Source organism: Streptomyces sp. NPDC091377, assembly GCF_044757045.1.
In the GTDB taxonomy this organism is placed as follows: Bacteria; Actinomycetota; Actinomycetes; order Streptomycetales; family Streptomycetaceae; genus Streptomyces.
In genome coordinates this window covers 22,993-37,973 of record NZ_JBIVUE010000030.1, presented here as the reverse complement: position 1 = coordinate 37,973, position 14,981 = coordinate 22,993, and the positions used below count along the sequence as shown (strand labels likewise).

13 protein-coding genes are annotated in these 14,981 nt (G+C 71.5%); 5 read left to right on the top strand and 8 right to left on the bottom strand.

Features of this window, described 5'->3' with window-relative positions:
• Positions 1 to 67: 67 nt before the first annotated feature.
• The 5 genes from ACIQNG_RS37175 to ACIQNG_RS37155 form a co-directional block, all read right to left on the bottom strand.
• Positions 68 to 2,047 carry an FAD-dependent monooxygenase gene (locus ACIQNG_RS37175; protein WP_401491434.1) on the bottom strand — a complete coding sequence of 660 codons (1,980 nt, stop codon included), beginning with the start codon at positions 2,045 to 2,047 and terminating at the stop codon, positions 68 to 70.
• A gap of 238 nt (positions 2,048 to 2,285) precedes the next feature.
• On the bottom strand, positions 2,286 to 3,221 hold the full coding sequence (locus ACIQNG_RS37170; protein ID WP_401425262.1) for an amino acid ABC transporter permease: 936 nt from the start codon (positions 3,219 to 3,221) through the stop codon (positions 2,286 to 2,288).
• Complete coding sequence (locus tag ACIQNG_RS37165; protein ID WP_401426373.1) at positions 3,218 to 3,895, bottom strand: amino acid ABC transporter permease; 678 nt, start codon at positions 3,893 to 3,895, stop codon at positions 3,218 to 3,220. The genes ACIQNG_RS37170 and ACIQNG_RS37165 overlap by 4 nt, the downstream gene beginning before the upstream one ends.
• Before the next feature lie 305 nt (positions 3,896 to 4,200).
• Positions 4,201 to 5,049, bottom strand: coding sequence for a glutamate ABC transporter substrate-binding protein (locus ACIQNG_RS37160; protein WP_401491432.1), 849 nt, complete (start codon positions 5,047 to 5,049; stop codon positions 4,201 to 4,203).
• 347 nt (positions 5,050 to 5,396) lie between these two features.
• Complete coding sequence (locus tag ACIQNG_RS37155) at positions 5,397 to 6,173, bottom strand: amino acid ABC transporter ATP-binding protein (RefSeq protein ID WP_401425267.1); 777 nt, start codon at positions 6,171 to 6,173, stop codon at positions 5,397 to 5,399.
• Between the two features lie 744 nt (positions 6,174 to 6,917).
• Here ACIQNG_RS37155 and ACIQNG_RS37150 point away from each other — a divergent pair.
• Together ACIQNG_RS37150 and ACIQNG_RS37145 are read left to right on the top strand one after the other, a co-directional pair.
• Positions 6,918 to 7,604, top strand: coding sequence for a response regulator transcription factor (locus ACIQNG_RS37150; RefSeq protein WP_401425269.1), 687 nt, complete (start codon positions 6,918 to 6,920; stop codon positions 7,602 to 7,604).
• A 9-nt stretch (positions 7,605 to 7,613) separates the two neighbouring features.
• Entirely contained in the window at positions 7,614 to 9,017 is a 1,404-nt protein-coding gene (locus ACIQNG_RS37145) for an ATP-binding protein (protein WP_401491430.1), read from the top strand.
• 182 nt (positions 9,018 to 9,199) lie between these two features.
• On the opposite strand, the gene ACIQNG_RS37140 is transcribed toward ACIQNG_RS37145, so the two are convergent.
• Positions 9,200 to 10,198, bottom strand: a complete 999-nt coding sequence (locus tag ACIQNG_RS37140) for a TAXI family TRAP transporter solute-binding subunit (RefSeq protein ID WP_401491429.1) — start codon at positions 10,196 to 10,198, stop codon at positions 9,200 to 9,202.
• A gap of 194 nt (positions 10,199 to 10,392) precedes the next feature.
• On the opposite strand from ACIQNG_RS37140, the gene ACIQNG_RS37135 reads away from it, so the two are divergent.
• The gene (locus ACIQNG_RS37135) at positions 10,393 to 10,857 is read left to right on the top strand and encodes a MazG nucleotide pyrophosphohydrolase domain-containing protein (RefSeq protein WP_401425276.1); all 465 of its coding nucleotides are present in this window, start codon (positions 10,393 to 10,395) and stop codon (positions 10,855 to 10,857) included.
• Positions 10,858 to 10,988: 131 nt separating this feature from the next.
• Here the strand turns inward: ACIQNG_RS37135 and ACIQNG_RS37130 are convergent, their stop codons facing one another.
• Positions 10,989 to 12,209, bottom strand: coding sequence for a cation:proton antiporter (locus ACIQNG_RS37130; RefSeq protein ID WP_401425278.1), 1,221 nt, complete (start codon positions 12,207 to 12,209; stop codon positions 10,989 to 10,991).
• 4 nt (positions 12,210 to 12,213) lie between these two features.
• Positions 12,214 to 12,699: a cation:proton antiporter regulatory subunit gene (locus ACIQNG_RS37125; RefSeq protein WP_401425280.1), complete on the bottom strand. Its 486-nt coding sequence runs from the start codon at positions 12,697 to 12,699 to the stop codon at positions 12,214 to 12,216.
• Positions 12,700 to 13,203: 504 nt separating this feature from the next.
• Here ACIQNG_RS37125 and ACIQNG_RS37120 point away from each other — a divergent pair.
• Positions 13,204 to 14,286, top strand: a complete 1,083-nt coding sequence (locus tag ACIQNG_RS37120) for a sensor histidine kinase (RefSeq protein WP_401491426.1) — start codon at positions 13,204 to 13,206, stop codon at positions 14,284 to 14,286.
• Positions 14,283 to 14,945, top strand: coding sequence for a response regulator (locus ACIQNG_RS37115; RefSeq protein WP_401425284.1), 663 nt, complete (start codon positions 14,283 to 14,285; stop codon positions 14,943 to 14,945). Before ACIQNG_RS37120 ends, ACIQNG_RS37115 begins: the two co-directional genes overlap by 4 nt.
• Positions 14,946 to 14,981: the final 36 nt, after the last annotated feature.

Genomic DNA, 14,981 nt, shown 5'->3' with positions numbered 1-14,981 from the left:
CCGCGCCGCCTCCGCCTACGCCTCCGCCTTCGCCGCCGTCTCCGGTCAGTCCGGGGTGCGGGGTCGGTCAGCCCGAGCGGGCACCTGTTCCCGCCTCCGTTTCCTTCCGTTTCCTGTCCGCCGCCTGGTCCGCGTCCCCATCCCCATCCCCGTTCCCGTTCCCGTGTCGAACTCCGTCTCCGTCTCCGTCTCCGTCTCCGTCCCTGTTCCTGGATCCATCCGTCCTGCCGTCCGTGTCCGTGCCCGCGTCCGTGTCTTTGTCCTTGGGTGTCTGGGTCGGGTCCGCCCCGGCCTTTGCGGATGTCTTGCTCGCCCCGGTGCCCTCGGCCGCCTCGGTCATGCTGGGGCCTCTGCCGACCGCCGCCTCCGCAGCCGCGTACAGGTCGGCCGGGCGGACGCCGTTGAGGGCGGTGACCAGGTGGCCGTCGGGACGGATGAGGAGGACGGTGTGGGCGCCGGCGCCCGGGTAGCTCTCCGCGACGAGGAGTTCCGCGGGGTGCGGAAGGGCCGTCACCGCTGCCGCGAGGCGGGGCATGATGCCCGCGGTGACCCAGTGGCGCCGCTCCCACACACCCGTGCCCGGAGCGATCAGGACCACCAGGAGGGCACCGCGGCCGAGGCGGTCGCGGAGGCGGACGCAGGAGCCGTCCTCGGCGGTCACGCGTACGTCGGCGACCGGCGCCCCGGGGGGCGTGTCGACCGGGACCTCCGCGCCGAGGTGGCGGGGCGTGAGGGGGGAGTCGTCGTACACGCCGGTGGCGCCGAGCGGGCCCCGGCCGAGGTGGGCGTCGGCGAGCAGGGCGTCGTGGTTGCGGGCGGCGCCGGGGACGTAGGCGCGCAGACCCCCGCCACCGCGTAGCTGAGGCAGGGCCTGGTCGGCGGCGCGCAGTCGGGCGGCGATCACCGCGCGCCGCTCGGCCTGGTAGCTGTCGAGCAGTGCCTCGTGCGGCCCGTGGTGCCAGGCGAGGGCGAGTTTCCAGGCGAGGTTGTCGGCATCGCGCAGGCTCTCGTCCAGCCCGTGGGTCCCGAACGCGCCGAGCAGATGCGCCGCGTCTCCCGCGAGGAAGACCCGGCCGGCCCGCCAGCGTCGGGCCAGCCGGTGGTGGACGGTGTGCACACCGGTGTCCAGCAGGTCGTACGGCGGGGTCGAGCCGTCGTCCGACCAGCCCGCGAGGGTCTCGCGGATCAGGGAGACCAGCAGTTCGGGCGTGACGAGGTCCTTGCCGGGCGGCAGCAGCCAGTCCAGGCGCCAGATGCCGGCCGGCAGCGGGCGGGCGGACACCTCGCCGGCCGAGGGTCCCGACGTCCGCCAGGGCGGCATGCGGTGGAGCAACGCCTGATCGGGCCGGGGGAGTTCCGTGCGCAGTGCGGCCACGGCGTGGCGTTCCACCGCCGTACGGCCCGGGAAGCGGATGTCCTGGAGCTTGCGCACGGTGGAGCGTGGGCCGTCGCAGCCGACCAGGTAGCTGCCGCGCCACCAGGTGCCCTCGGGGCCACGGGTGTGCGCGCTGACACCCGACGGCTCCTGCTCGACGACGTCGAGGCGGCTCTCGGTGACGATCTCCGCATACCGCTCACGGGCCAGGGCCGCGCGCAGGGCACGGGTCAGCACATGCTGGGCGATGTGCAACGGCGCCGGGCCCGCGTGCTCGGGTGCCTCGGCCCCGCCGGAAGCGCCGGAACCGCCGGAAGCGCCGGAAGCATGGGAAGCGGCGGAGGTGGCAGAGAGGGCGGAAGGGGTGGAGGGGGCGGGGGCGGCGTTGTCGACGTCGTACTCATCGTCGTAGAACGTGACCTCGCGCATCACCTGTCTGCGCCGCATCGACCGCCATCCGGCCCAATGGGCACCGACCCGGTGCAGGGGGATGCCGGTGAGGCGGGTGAGGAGGGCGGCGGTGTCCTCGCGGAGCACGGCCGTGCGGGCGAGTCGCGGTTCGTCGTCGCCCGGCGTCTCGTCCAGGACGACACAGGGGACTTCCTGGCGGGCCAGCGCCAGGGCGAGCGTGAGCCCGACGGGCCCCGCTCCGACGATGATCACCGGGTCCACAGCGCGGCGCCCCCTGCGCTCGGCGGTGTCCCGAGGGACAAAAGTGAACAGAAGGGGGGAGCAGGGTGCACGATCACAGAACGTATGCAACCCAGTGAAGGTGCTTGCGTCAAGTGACCGGGGGCAGTGGCGATCATGCCACTGCCCCCGGTGTCACCGCAGACTATTGACGCATCATCAGGCTGGAGTGCGAGGAGCGTGCCGGGGGCGCGCACGGGGCGCGTCCCGGAACCGCGCGTCAGCGTCCCTTGAACGTGGACCCGCCTGGGCCGCCGCCCTCGCCACCGGTTCCGAAGGTGCCGCCCACGCCCGCCGGGTTGATCTCCTCCATGTCCTCCGCCCCGAGCACCGCGCCCGTGCTGCGCTTGCTGCGCCGGAGTCGGGCCTCCAGCCAGCTCGCGAAGCTGGTCAGGATGAAGTTCAGGAGGATGAAGATGATCGCGACGACGATGAAACTGGGGATGACGTTGGCGTAGTTGGCCGCGAGGGTGCCGCGGGAGTTCAGCAGCTCGGTGAAGTTGAGCATCACACCGCCCAGCGCGGTGTCCTTCACGATGACGACGAGCTGGCTGACGATGGCCGGGAGCATCGCCGTGACGGCCTGCGGCAGCAGGATGGTGGACATCGTCTGGGTCTTGCGCAGACCGATGGCCTGCGCGGCCTCCGTCTGACCCTTGGGCAGGGAGAGGATGCCGGCCCGGACGATCTCCGCGAGCACGGAGGAGTTGTAGAGCACCAGGCCGGTGACGACCGCGTACAGGGGCCGGTCCTCGCTGCTGATGCCCGCGAAGCCGACGTAGACCTCGTTGGCGAAGATCATGAGCAGCAGTACCGGGATGGCGCGGAAGAACTCCACCACCGCGCCCGCGGGAATCCGCACCCACCGGTGCTCGGACATCCGGGCGATGCCGAGGACCGCGCCCAGGGGCAGGGCGATGATCACGCTGAGTGCCGCGGCCTTCATGGTGTTCACGAGACCCGGCAGCAGATAGGTCGTCCACGCCTCGCCCTGGGTGAAGGGCTTCCACAGCGCCCACTCCAGCTGGCCCTTCTCGTCCATCGTCCGCCAGACCCACCACACCACCAGGAGGAGCAGCAGGATGAAGACCACCGAGAAGGTGACGTTGCGCCGCTTGGCCCTGGGGCCGGGGGCGTCGTAGAGGACGGAGGTCATCGCTTCACCGCCAGTCGCTTGCTCAGCCAGCCGAGGAAGAGGCCGGTGGGCAGGGTCAGTACCACGAATCCGAAGGCGAAGACCGCGCCGATGAGCAGGGTCTGTGCCTCGTTCTCGATCATTTCCTTCATCAGCAGAGCTGCCTCGGCAACACCGATGGCCGCGGCCACGGTGGTGTTCTTGGTGAGTGCGATCAGTACGTTGGCCAGCGGGCCGATGACCGAGCGGAACGCCTGCGGCAGCACGATGGTGGTGAGTACCTGGGTGAAGCTCAGGCCCAGTGCGCGCGCCGCCTCGGCCTGTCCGACCGGCACGGTGTTGATGCCGGAGCGCAGCGCCTCGCAGACGAACGCGGCGGTGTACGCGGCGAGGCCCAGCACCGCGAGCCGGAAGCCCTGGAGTTTGAAGTCGTCGGGCGCCCCCATCGTCACCCCGAAGATGTCGGCGAGGCCGAGCGAGGTGAAGACGATGATGACCGTCAGGGGGATGTTCCGGACGATGTTCACATAGGTGGTGGCGAAGCCGCGCATCAGCGGCACGGGGCCGACCCGCATGGCCGCCAGCAAGGTGCCCAGGAGCAGGGAGCCGATGGCCGAGAAGAAGGTGAGCTGCACCGTCACCCAGAAGGCGCCCAGCAAGCTCGGGTCGTCATAGTCTGAAAGAAAGTCGAACACGATCTCCCGCGCTTCCGGGTGTGTGACGAACATGGCGGACACGGCCCGGTCCCGTCGCCGCGTGCACGGTGTCAGCCACCGCGCGCACGGCTGGGGAAGGGGCTGAGGGCGGGCCGGGCCGGGCCGAAGGTCCGCGCCTGTCGCGGGCGTCCGCGTCCGCCGCGGACGCCCGCTCGCTGGTGGGCCGGCCCGAGCGGTACGCGCCCGCTCACCGGCCCGAGCGGTACGCGCCCGCTCACCGGCCCGAGCGGTACGCGCCCGCTCACCGGCCCGGCGGGCTACGGCCCGCTCACCGGCCCAGCGGGCTACGAGACGATGTCCCCGATCTTCGGGGCGGGCTCGTTCTTGTACTCGGCCGGGCCGAAGTTGTCCTTGACGGCCGTCTCCCAGGCGCCGTCGCTGACCATCTTCTCCAGCGCCTCGTTGATCTTGTTCACGGTCTCGGTGTCGCCCTTCTTGACGCCGACGCCGTAGTTCTCGTTGCTCAGCTTCAGACCGGTGAGCTTGAACTGGCCCTGGTACTGGTCCTGCGCGGCGAAGCCCGCGAGGATCGAGTCGTCCGTGGTCAGCGCGTCCACGGCACCGCTCTGGAGGCCGGCGATGCACTCCGAGTACGTGCCGTTCTCACGGAGCTGCGCGTCCGGGGCCAACTCGTCCTTGATGTTCTGGGCCGAGGTCGAACCGGCCACCGAACACAGCTTCTTGTTGTTGAGGTCGGTGGCCTCGGTGATGTCCGAGTCCTTCTTCACCAGCAGGTCCTGGTGGGCCAGCAGGTACGGCCCGGCGAAGTCGACCTTCTCCTTGCGCTCGTCCGTGATGGAGTAGGTCGCCGCGATGAACTTGACGTCGCCGCGGGCCAGCGCGTTCTCACGGTCGGCGCTCTTGGTCTCGACCCACTCGATCTGGTCGGGCTCGTAGCCGAGTTCCTTGGCCACGTACGTCGCCACGTCCACGTCGAAGCCGGAGAAGTCGCCGCTCGGCTCCTTCAGGCCGAGACCGGGCTGGTCGTACTTGATACCGATCTTGATCTTGTCGCCGCCGCCGCTGGAGCCCGAGCCGCTCTCGTCGTTGCCGTCGTCGCCCCCACAGGCCGTCGCGGTCAGGGAGAGTACGAGCGCGGTCGCTGCCGCTGCGGTGACCTTGCGGAGCTTCATGGTGAACATCCTTCGTGTGGTGAGGAGATGGCGTCCATGCGGTGGGCGGATCGCGATGTCGGAGGGAGGAGCGTGGTGGTCCGGAAGGCGGCTCCGGTGGCGGGTGCCGGATCCCGAGGGCCCGTCAGCGGAGCCCCCCTGGGAGGGCCGGTCGAAGGTCCCTTGGGAGGGTCTGCCAGTGGTCCCTAGGGAGGGCCGGCCGGCGGTCCCCTGGGAGGGTCTGCCAGTGGTCCCCTGGGAGGGCCCGCCATAAGTGCGTACGGAGGACTCGTCAGTGGTGCCGTCCGGAGGGCCCGCCGGCAGTGCCCTGGGAGAGCCCGCCGGCAGTGCCCCGGGCGGCGGGGCCGTCAGTGGTGCAGGATCTTTGACAGGAAATCCTTGGCGCGGTCGCTGCGCGGGTTGCTGAAGAACTGATCGGGCGTGGCCTCCTCGACGATCCGGCCGTCCGCCATGAACACCACGCGGTTGGCGGCCGAACGCGCGAAGCCCATCTCGTGGGTCACGACGATCATGGTCATCCCGTCCCGGGCGAGCTGCTGCATGACCTCCAGGACCTCGTTGATCATCTCCGGGTCGAGCGCGGAGGTCGGCTCGTCGAACAGCATCACCTTCGGGCCCATGGCCAGCGCCCGGGCGATCGCCACGCGCTGCTGCTGACCGCCGGAGAGCTGGGCGGGGTACTTGTCCGCCTGGTTGGAGACGCCCACCCGGTCGAGCAGGGCCCGGGCCTTCTCCTCGGCCTCCGCCTTGTCGGTCTTACGGACCTTGACCTGGCCGAGCATCACGTTCTCAAGCACCGTCTTGTGCGCGAACAGATTGAAGGACTGGAAGACCATGCCGACGTCGGCGCGGAGCCGGGCCAGTTCCTTGCCCTCCTGGGGCAGCGGCTTGCCGTCGATCGTGATCGAGCCGGAGTCGACGGTCTCCAGACGGTTGATGGTGCGGCACAGGGTGGACTTGCCGGACCCGGAGGGGCCGATCACCACGACGACCTCGCCGCGCGCGATCGTCAGTTCGATGTCCTGGAGCACGTGCAACGCGCCGAAGTGCTTGTTGACGCTCTTCAGGACGACCAGTTCGCCGGTCGCGGCCGTGTCTTCCTTGGCCACCGATACTTCGGTCATCGCTTACTGGCTCCGTCCTCCTCGGTTTCGGAGGACAGTAGCTACCCTTTGCGACCAGCGTCATTACATCTGAGGCGAATTTGAGTATCACGATCCGGTAGCGGGCCGACACGGGTCGTAGCGGGGCAGACCCGGCCGCGTTTCGGCCGGGTAACGGTAGGCCCGCGCACGCCTGACCCTCTTGACGGGGCAGTCGTCCATCAGCGTGACTGCCATGGTGCACGCGCGCGGGCACGTGCGACGGGCATTCCAGCCGAGGGCTGAGGGCTCCAGATGAGGGCTGAGGGCTGAGGGCTGAGGGCCGAGGGTGGAGGGAACGGGAACGGGAACGGGGAGCGAGTGGGCCCAGGTATCGGGACCGGGGCCGAGCGGGCCCACGGATCGGGACCGTGACCGAGTGGGCCGAGGGAGTCGGGGGAGTCGGTGGTGCCGCCGCCCTCCGGCCCGCGCCGGAACACGGGGCCAGGTCCTGGACCTCGGGCCGGGGCACGCGGGACCCTGCGGGACGGGGCCCGGAACAGCCGGACGGGGCCCGGAGCAACCGGACGGGCCCGGGCCAGCCGGGACGGGACCTTGGCCTGCGGTACGGGCCGACGGGCCCGGACCGATCGGACGGGCCTCGGACCCGCCGGGCGGACCTGCCGAACCCGGCGGACCCGGCGGACCTGCCGAACCCGGCGGACCCGTCCGCTGGACCATTCCAACCACGGCGACCGTACGCCCGATGAATCGGAGGAGGCCGGGATGAGACTGCTTCTCGTCGAGGACGACAACCACGTCGCCGCCGCACTGTCGGCGATCCTCGCCCGGCACGGCTTCGACGTGACCCACGCGCGCAACGGCGAGGAGGCCCTCCAGGCGCTCGTCCCCGAGGGCGCGGGCTTCGGCGTCGTCCTGCTCGACCTCGGCCTGCCCGACCAGGACGGCTACGAGGTCTGCGGCAAGATCCGCAAGCGCACCAGCATCCCGGTGATCATGGTGACCGCCCGCGCCGACGTCCGCTCCCGCATCCACGGCCTGAACCTCGGCGCCGACGACTACGTGGTCAAGCCGTACGACACCGGGGAACTGCTCGCCCGGATCCATGCCGTCAGCCGCCGCCGCGTCCCCGAGGACACCGGCGGGGGCGGCGACGGCGCCCTGCACCTCGGCCCCGTCCGGATCGAGCTGCCCACCCGCCAGGTCACCGTCGAGGGCGTGGTCGTCCCGCTGACCCGCAAGGAGTTCGATCTGCTCGCCCTGCTCGCCCAGCGGCCCGGGGTGGTCTTCCGCCGGGAGCAGATCATCAGCGAGGTGTGGCGCACCAGCTGGGAGGGGACGGGACGCACCCTGGAGGTGCATGTCGCCTCGCTCCGCTCCAAGCTGCGCATGCCCGCGCTCATCGAGACCGTACGAGGCGTCGGCTACCGGCTCGTCGCCCCGGCCGCCTAGTGGGGACGGGTGCGCACCAGACTGCTGCCGCTGCTCATCGTCCTGATGGCGGCCGTACTGCTCGCCCTCGGCGTGCCGCTCGCGGTCAGCACGGCCTCCGCCGAGCAGCAGAAGGCGGTCGTCGACCGGATCGACGACACGGCGTTCTTCGCGGCCGTCGCCCAGTTCGTCACGCCGTCGCCCACCGCCGCCACGGACCAGCGTCAGGAGACGCTCAGCACCGAACTCGACAGCTACTACAAGGTCTACGGCATTCGCGTCGGCGTCTTCTACCGCAATGACGCGCCCATGGCGCACGCGCCCGGCGACTGGTTCCTCCCCAAGGAGGGTGAGGTGCGCGAGGCGTTCGCCGAGGCGCTGCTCAGCCGGCGCAGCGACGATCCCGAGCAGGTGTGGCCGTGGCAGGCCGGACGGCTGATCGTGGCCTCGCCGGTGATCCGGGACGGTGACGTGATCGCGGTGGTGGTCACCGACTCGCCCACCGATCAGCTGCGGTCGCGGATCCTGCGGTCCTGGGCGGTCATCGGCGCGGGCCTGCTCACCGCGATGCTGCTGGCCGTGGGCGCCGCGCTACGGCTGACCGGCTGGGTGCTGCGGCCGGTCCGGGTCCTGGACGCCACCACCCACGACATCGCCACCGGACGGCTGAAGTCACGGGTCGCGGTGGCGGGCGGGCCGCCGGAACTCAGACGGCTGGCCCGGTCGTTCAACGAGATGGCGGACAACGTCGAGGACGTGCTGGAGCAGCAGCGCGCCTTCGTCGCCGACGCCTCGCACCAGTTGCGCAACCCGCTGGCCGCGCTGCTGCTGCGGATCGAACTCCTCGCGCTCGAACTCCCCGAGGGCAACGAGGAGATCGCCTCCGTCCAGGCCGAGGGAAAACGCCTCGCCCAGGTCCTGGACGACCTGCTGGACCTCGCCCTCGCCGAGCACGTCGAGGCCGACCTGCGGCTGACCGACATCGGCGCGCTCACCGCCGAGCGGGTCGCCGCCTGGTCGCCCACGGCCCAGGCCAAGGACGTACGGCTCACCGGTGACTGCCCGGCCACCACCGGCTGGGCCGACCCCATCGCCCTGTCCAGCGCACTGGACGCGGTGATCGACAACGCGGTGAAGTTCACCCCGGAGGGGGAGACGGTCACCGTCACCGTCGCGGCCGACGGCGACAGCGTGAGGGTCGTCGTCGCCGACCGCGGGCCCGGTCTCAGCGAGGAGGAGCTGACCCGGGTCGGCGACCGCTTCTGGCGCAGCGGCCGTCACCAGAACATCAAGGGCTCGGGTCTCGGCCTCTCCATCTCCCGCGCCCTCCTGGAGGCCGGCGGGGGCACGATCGAGTACGCCCCGCACGTCCGGCAGGCGCCGCACGGGTTGCAGGTGACGGTGCGGGTGCCCCGGGGGGACCCGCGGGTGTGAGCGGGGAGCGCGGAGCGGGGCGGCGGAGAGCGGGGCGGCGGTGGCTCGATTCGGCTCGGCTCGGCTCGGTTCGGTTCGGTTCGGTTCGGTTCGTGGGAGCTTCCGGCTCGGGGGTGTCTGGGGCATGGGATGCGCGCCCGACGGGTTGCGGCCGTGGGGTGCAACGGCCCGTGGGGCGGGCGCTACGGCTTCACCGAGCGGTAGTAGCGCCGGGCGCCCTCGTGCAGGGTCAGGGGGTCCGTGTAGATCGCGGTGCGCAGATCCACGAGCTGGGCGGAGTGGACGTGGGCGCCGATGCCGTCACGGCTCTTGATCACCGTTCGGGTGAGCCATTCGGTGAGCCGGGGGTCCATGTCCTCGCGGGTGATGAGCAGATTGGAGACGGCCATCGTGGACACCGTGCTGCCGTGCTGGACCGTGGGGTACGCCGACTCCGGCATGTTGGTGGGTCGGTAGTAGCCCATGCCCGCGCCCGCGGTGTGCAGCTCGGAGACGAATGACGCGTCCAGCGGCACGAACTTGAAGCTGAACTTCTCGGCCAGCTCGGTCAGCCCGTCCGTGGGCAGGCCCCCGGACCAGAAGAACGCGTCGATGTCGCCGCTGGCGAGCCGGTCCGGCGCGGTGTCGATGCCGTCGGCGAGCGGAGTGATGTCGGTGTCCGGGTTGATCCCGGCCGCTTCGAGGACCCGGTCCGCTATCAGCCGTACCCCGGAGCGTGGCGGCCCGATCACCACCCGCTTGCCCTTCAGCGCCCACACGCTGCTGATGCCCGAGTCACGGGGGACGACGATATGGGTGTAGTCGTCGTAGAGCCGCGCGACCCCGCGCAGCTGGTCGGCGCCCGGACCGTCCTCCAGGCGGTACGTCTCCACCGCGTCGGCCGCGGCGATGGCGAAGTCCGCCGTGCCCGCCGCCACCCGCGCCACGTTCTGCTGGGACCCGTCACTGGTCACCAGCTCGATGTCCAGGTCCGGCATGTCCTCGTCCAGCTCGGCCCGCAGCAGCTTGCCGTACTCCTGGTAGACACCGCGGGGGGTTCCCGTGCTGATGGTGATCGTCCCGCTCGGCGGCGTCTCGCCCAGCGGCAGCAGCCACCACAGCAGCAGCGCCAGGGCGACGGCACCGGCGGCCGAGCCCTGGAGCGCTCGGCGTCTGCCGATCCGGGGGAACGTTCGGGACATGCGGGCGATCCTGCCAGGCCGTACGACGGGGTGACCAGGGCCGGAATCACAACGAGACCTTGGCGGGCCGGGGGAGAGCGGCGAGAGACGGGGAGGGGAGACGGGGAGAGCGGCCGGGGGCAGACGGGGAGAGCAGCGCGGGAGACTGCGAGGACGGCGGGGGTGTTGTCGGTGGGGCCCGTTACATTCGGGGGATGAGTCTCTCGCCCGCCGAACTGGTCCGTGAGTTCCACCGTGCCTTCGGGCTGGACGCCCGCAGCGCGCCCTCCGAGGTTCCGCCCGAGCTGGCCGCCCACCGGGGCGAGCTGCTCGCCGAGGAGGCGGCGGAGGTCGCGGAGGTGTCGGTGGACGGACCGCTCGACCGCCTCGCGCACGAACTGGCGGATGTCGTCTACGTCGCCTACGGCACCGCCCTCGTCCATGGCATCGACCTGGACGCCGTGCTCGCCGAGATCCACCGCTCCAACATGACCAAGCTGGGCCCGGACGGCGAGGTCACCCGCCGCGAGGACGGAAAGGTCCTCAAGGGGAAGCACTACGAGGCGCCGGACATCTCGGCGGTCCTGCGCCGCCAGGGCTGGAAACCCGGTTCCGGGACCCGCGAGGCTGGGGCCTTCGAAACCGTGGCCCCCGGTTCCGGGACCCCTGGCGGCGCATGACGGCGTGAGCCGGCCCGTACGGCGTTCCTACGTCAGTCCCGCGGCGGTCGGCGGTCGGCGGTCGGCGGTGGGTGGTCGGTGGTCGGTGGTCGGTGGTGGGTGGTCGGTGGTCGGTGGTGGGCAGTCGTACGTCAGTCCCCGACCGGCATCGTCTCGCGCTCGGGGTCCTGGGCGCGGGCCTCGCGCCGGGCCGTCGTGCGCCGGGTCCACAGCGCCACCAGGGGCTCGGTGTAGCGGGCGGTGAGCGGGCCGACGATGACCAGGATGAGGACGTAGGCCGTGGCGAGGGGGCCCAGGGACGGTTCGATCCCGGCCGTCACCGCGAGTCCGGCGATGACGATCGAGAACTCGCCGCGCGCCACCAGCGTCCCTCCCGTGCGCCAGCGCCCCTTGGTCGAGATCCCGGCGCGGCGGGCCGCGTAGTACCCGGTGGCGATCTTCGTCAGGGCGGTGACGACGGCCAGCGCGAGGGCGGGCAGCAGCACCGGCGGGATGCTCGCCGGGTCGGTGTGCAGACCGAAGAAGACGAAGAAGACGGCCGCGAAGAGGTCACGCAGCGGACTGAGCAGCGTGTGCGCGCCCTCCGCCACCTCGCCGGAGAGCGCGATGCCGACCAGGAACGCGCCGACCGCCGCCGACACCTGGAGCTGCTGCGCCACACCGGCGACCAGGATGGTCAGACCGAGGACCACGAGCAGCAGTTTCTCGGGGTCGTCGCTGGAGACGAAGCGGGAGATCACCCGGCCGTAGCGCAGGGCCACGAACAGGACCAGACCGGCCACGCCCAGCGCGATCGCCAGCGTGACACTGCCGGCGGCGAGGCTGACGCCCGCGACCAGCGCCGTGACGATCGGCAGGTACACCGCCATCGCCAGGTCCTCCAGGACCAGGATGCTGAGGACCACCGGGGTCTCACGGTTGCCGATCCGCCCCAGATCCCCCAGTACCTTCGCGATCACACCGGACGACGAGATCCAGGTCACGCCCGCGAGGACGACCGCGGCGACCGGGCCCCAGCCCAGCAGCAGCGCGGCGATGGCGCCGGGCAGCGCGTTGAGGGTGAAGTCGACCAGGCCGGAGGGGTAGTGGGCCTTGAGGTTGGAGACCAGATCGCTCGCCGTGTACTCCAGGCCGAGCATGAGCAGCAGCAGGATGACGCCGATCTCGGCGCCGATGGCGACGAACTCCTCGCTCGCGCCGAGCGGCAGCAGACCGCCCTCGCCGAAGGCCAGCCCCGCCAGCAGATAGAGCGGGATCGGCGAGAAACTCAGCCGCGCGGCCATCCGGCCGAGCAGGCCGAGGCCGAGAATGATGGAACCGAACTCGATGAGCAGAACCGCGGAGGAATGCACCCGTTCACTCCCGCTCAAGTATCTGGGCGGCGGCGTCGACGCCCTCACGGGTGCCGATGACGATCAGGGTGTCACCGCCCGCGAGCCGGAAGTCCGGCGCGGGGGAGGGGATGGCCTCCGCGCGGCGCAGCACGGCCACCACGGACGCCCCGGTCTCGGTGCGGATCCGGGTCTCGCCGAGCACCCGCCCGTTCCAGTGCGAGGCGGCGGCCACTTCGAGGCGCTCGGCGACCAGGCCGAGGTCGGTGGTGTACAGCAGGTTGGCGCTGTGGTGGGACGGCATCAGCGCGTCGATCAGCGAACCGGCCTCGGCACTGTTCAGCCGGAGGGACTGGGCGCAGGAGTCCGGGTCGTCGGTGCGGTACACGCTCACCGTGCGGGCGCCGTCGCGGTGCGCCACCACCGACAGATGACGGTGTTCCTTGGTGATGAGGTCGTACTGGACCCCGATGCCCGGCAAGGGCGTGGCCCTCAGTCGTGGAGCGGACACGTCTCTTCTCTCCCTCGTGCTGGGCAGGCTTCTGCGAGTGCGCCGGAACGCCCCGGAGCGCGAAGGGTGCCCCGGAACACAGTGGAACGTGCCGGAACACCCCGGAACGCGCCGGGGTGGTGCGGACCGGGCGGGCCACGCTGCCCGTTCCGGTCGCCGGTCCATTGTCGGTGATGCACCGACCAGCCCCCCGACCCGCCGGCGGGTCGACCCGCGCATCCCGACCCGCGCATCCCGACCCGCGCATCCCGACCCGCGCATCCCGACCACAGCCTCGGCCGCGGTCCCGCAAGCGGTCTTGCCTTGGGCTTGCCTTGGTCTTGCCGCTGTCCCGCCGTCGCTCCGCCGTCGCTCCGCCGTCGCTCCGGGCGGCGCCGCCATGCTGTCACCCTCGCATACGGTGGCGACATGGGTGCTGTGACGGATATACGTCGCCCGGCGCGGGCGATGAGGCTGACGGCGGCACAGAAGTGCCGAGGGAGCGCGGGGGGCGGAGCAGGGAACGTGTCGCTGTTCTGGCGGATCTTCTCCCTGAATTCCCTGGGCCTCGTCCTGGCCGCCGCGCTGCTGCTCGGCCCCGTGACCGTCTCCACCCCCGTACGGTCCGGTGAGGCGCTCGTCATCGGCGCCGGGCTTCTCGCACTGCTGGTCGCCAACGCCCTGGTGCTGCGCGTGGGCCTCGCCCCCCTCAAACGGCTGGGCCGCTCGATGGACACCGCCGACCTGCTGCGCCCCGGGTCCCGCGCGGTCGTCGCCGGACCGGCGGAAGCGGCCGGGCTGATCACGACGTACAACACGATGCTCGACCGGCTGGCGGCGGAGCGGGCGGGCAGTGCGGCACGGGCGCTGTCGGCGCAGGAACGGGAGCGGCACCGGATCGCCCGGGAACTGCACGACGAGGTCGGACAGACCCTCACCGCCGTACTGCTCCAGCTCAAGCGGGTCGCCGACCGGGTTCCCGGCGAACTACGGGAGGAGGTGGGGCAGGCGCAGGAGGCGACCCGGGCCGGTCTGGACGAGATCCGCCGCATCGCCCGCCGCCTGCGCCCCGGCGTCCTCGATGAGTTGGGGCTGGTCAGCGCGCTGCGAGCGCTCGCCGCCGAGTTCACCGCACACGGGCTGACGGTCCGCCATGACATCGCGGGGGAGATGCCGCGGCTGACCGGCGAGACGGAACTCGTGCTCTATCGGGTCGCCCAGGAGGCCCTCACCAACACCGCCCGGCACTCCGGCGCCGACCGCGCCGAACTCCGGCTCGCCGTGCTGCCGGACGCCGTGGAACTGACCGTCCGGGACAACGGCCGCGGCATCGGACATCGCCCCGGTCGTGGGGCACGTCGCGATGCCGGGCACGGCGAAGGCCCCGGAATCGGTGGGCGCGGCGCCGGCCCCGGTGACCGGGCCGAGGGCACCGGGATCGCGGGGATGCGTGAGCGCGCCCTGCTCGTCGGCGCCGAACTCGCCCTGGGCCCCGGACCTGACGGGCACGGGACGGACGTAGGACTGCGGATTGCGCTGCGGCGTGCGGGCCTTGCCTCCGTCGGCGCACCCGAGGACCACCCGGCCGCCGCCGGGGTGCCCCGGTGAACCGCCCGGCCGATCCCACCCGTGTGCTGCTCGCCGACGACCACACGCTCGTACGACGTGGAGTGCGGCTGATCCTCGACGGTGAACCGGATCTGACGGTGGTCGCCGAGGCCGGGGACGGGGCGGAGGCGGTGGAGCGGGCCCGGGCCGGGGACGTGGATCTCGCCGTCCTGGACATCGCGATGCCGCGGATGACCGGGCTCCAGGCGACCCGGGAACTGGCCCGGCGACTGCCCGATCTGCCCATCCTGATTCTCACGATGTACGACAACGAGCAGTACTTCTTCGAGGCGCTCAAGGCCGGGGCCTGCGGATATGTGCTGAAGTCGGTCGCCGACCGGGATCTGGTCGAGGCGTGCCGGGCGGCCGTGCGCGGGGAACCGTTCGTGTATCCGGGGGCGGAGCGGGCGCTGGTGCGGTCGTATCTGGAGCGGCTCCAGCGCGGTGACGGGCTGCCCGCGCGGGCCATCACCGAACGCGAGGAGGAGATCCTCAAGCTGGTCGCCGAGGGGCACACGTCCAAGGAGATCGGCGAACTCCTCTTCATCAGCGCGAAGACGGTCGAGCGGCACCGGGCCAATCTGCTCCAGAAGCTGGGCATGCGGGACCGGCTGGAGCTGACGCGGTACGCGATCCGGGCGGGGCTGGTGGATCCCTGAGGAACGCCCCCGAAAAATAAGGGGAGGTGGCCGTGG

What these genes read in the sequence shown, in the direction of transcription:
- ACIQNG_RS37170 (WP_401425262.1), bottom strand. Translation starts at nt 3,221, where the DNA reads ATGACCTCCGTCCTCTACGACGCCCCCGGCCCCAGGGCCAAGCGGCGC.
- ACIQNG_RS37160 (WP_401491432.1), bottom strand. Translation starts at nt 5,049, where the DNA reads ATGAAGCTCCGCAAGGTCACCGCAGCGGCAGCGACCGCGCTCGTACTC.
- ACIQNG_RS37155 (WP_401425267.1), bottom strand. Translation starts at nt 6,173, where the DNA reads ATGACCGAAGTATCGGTGGCCAAGGAAGACACGGCCGCGACCGGCGAA.
- ACIQNG_RS37150 (WP_401425269.1), top strand. Translation starts at nt 6,918, where the DNA reads ATGAGACTGCTTCTCGTCGAGGACGACAACCACGTCGCCGCCGCACTG.
- ACIQNG_RS37140 (WP_401491429.1), bottom strand. Translation starts at nt 10,198, where the DNA reads ATGTCCCGAACGTTCCCCCGGATCGGCAGACGCCGAGCGCTCCAGGGC.
- ACIQNG_RS37135 (WP_401425276.1), top strand. Translation starts at nt 10,393, where the DNA reads ATGAGTCTCTCGCCCGCCGAACTGGTCCGTGAGTTCCACCGTGCCTTC.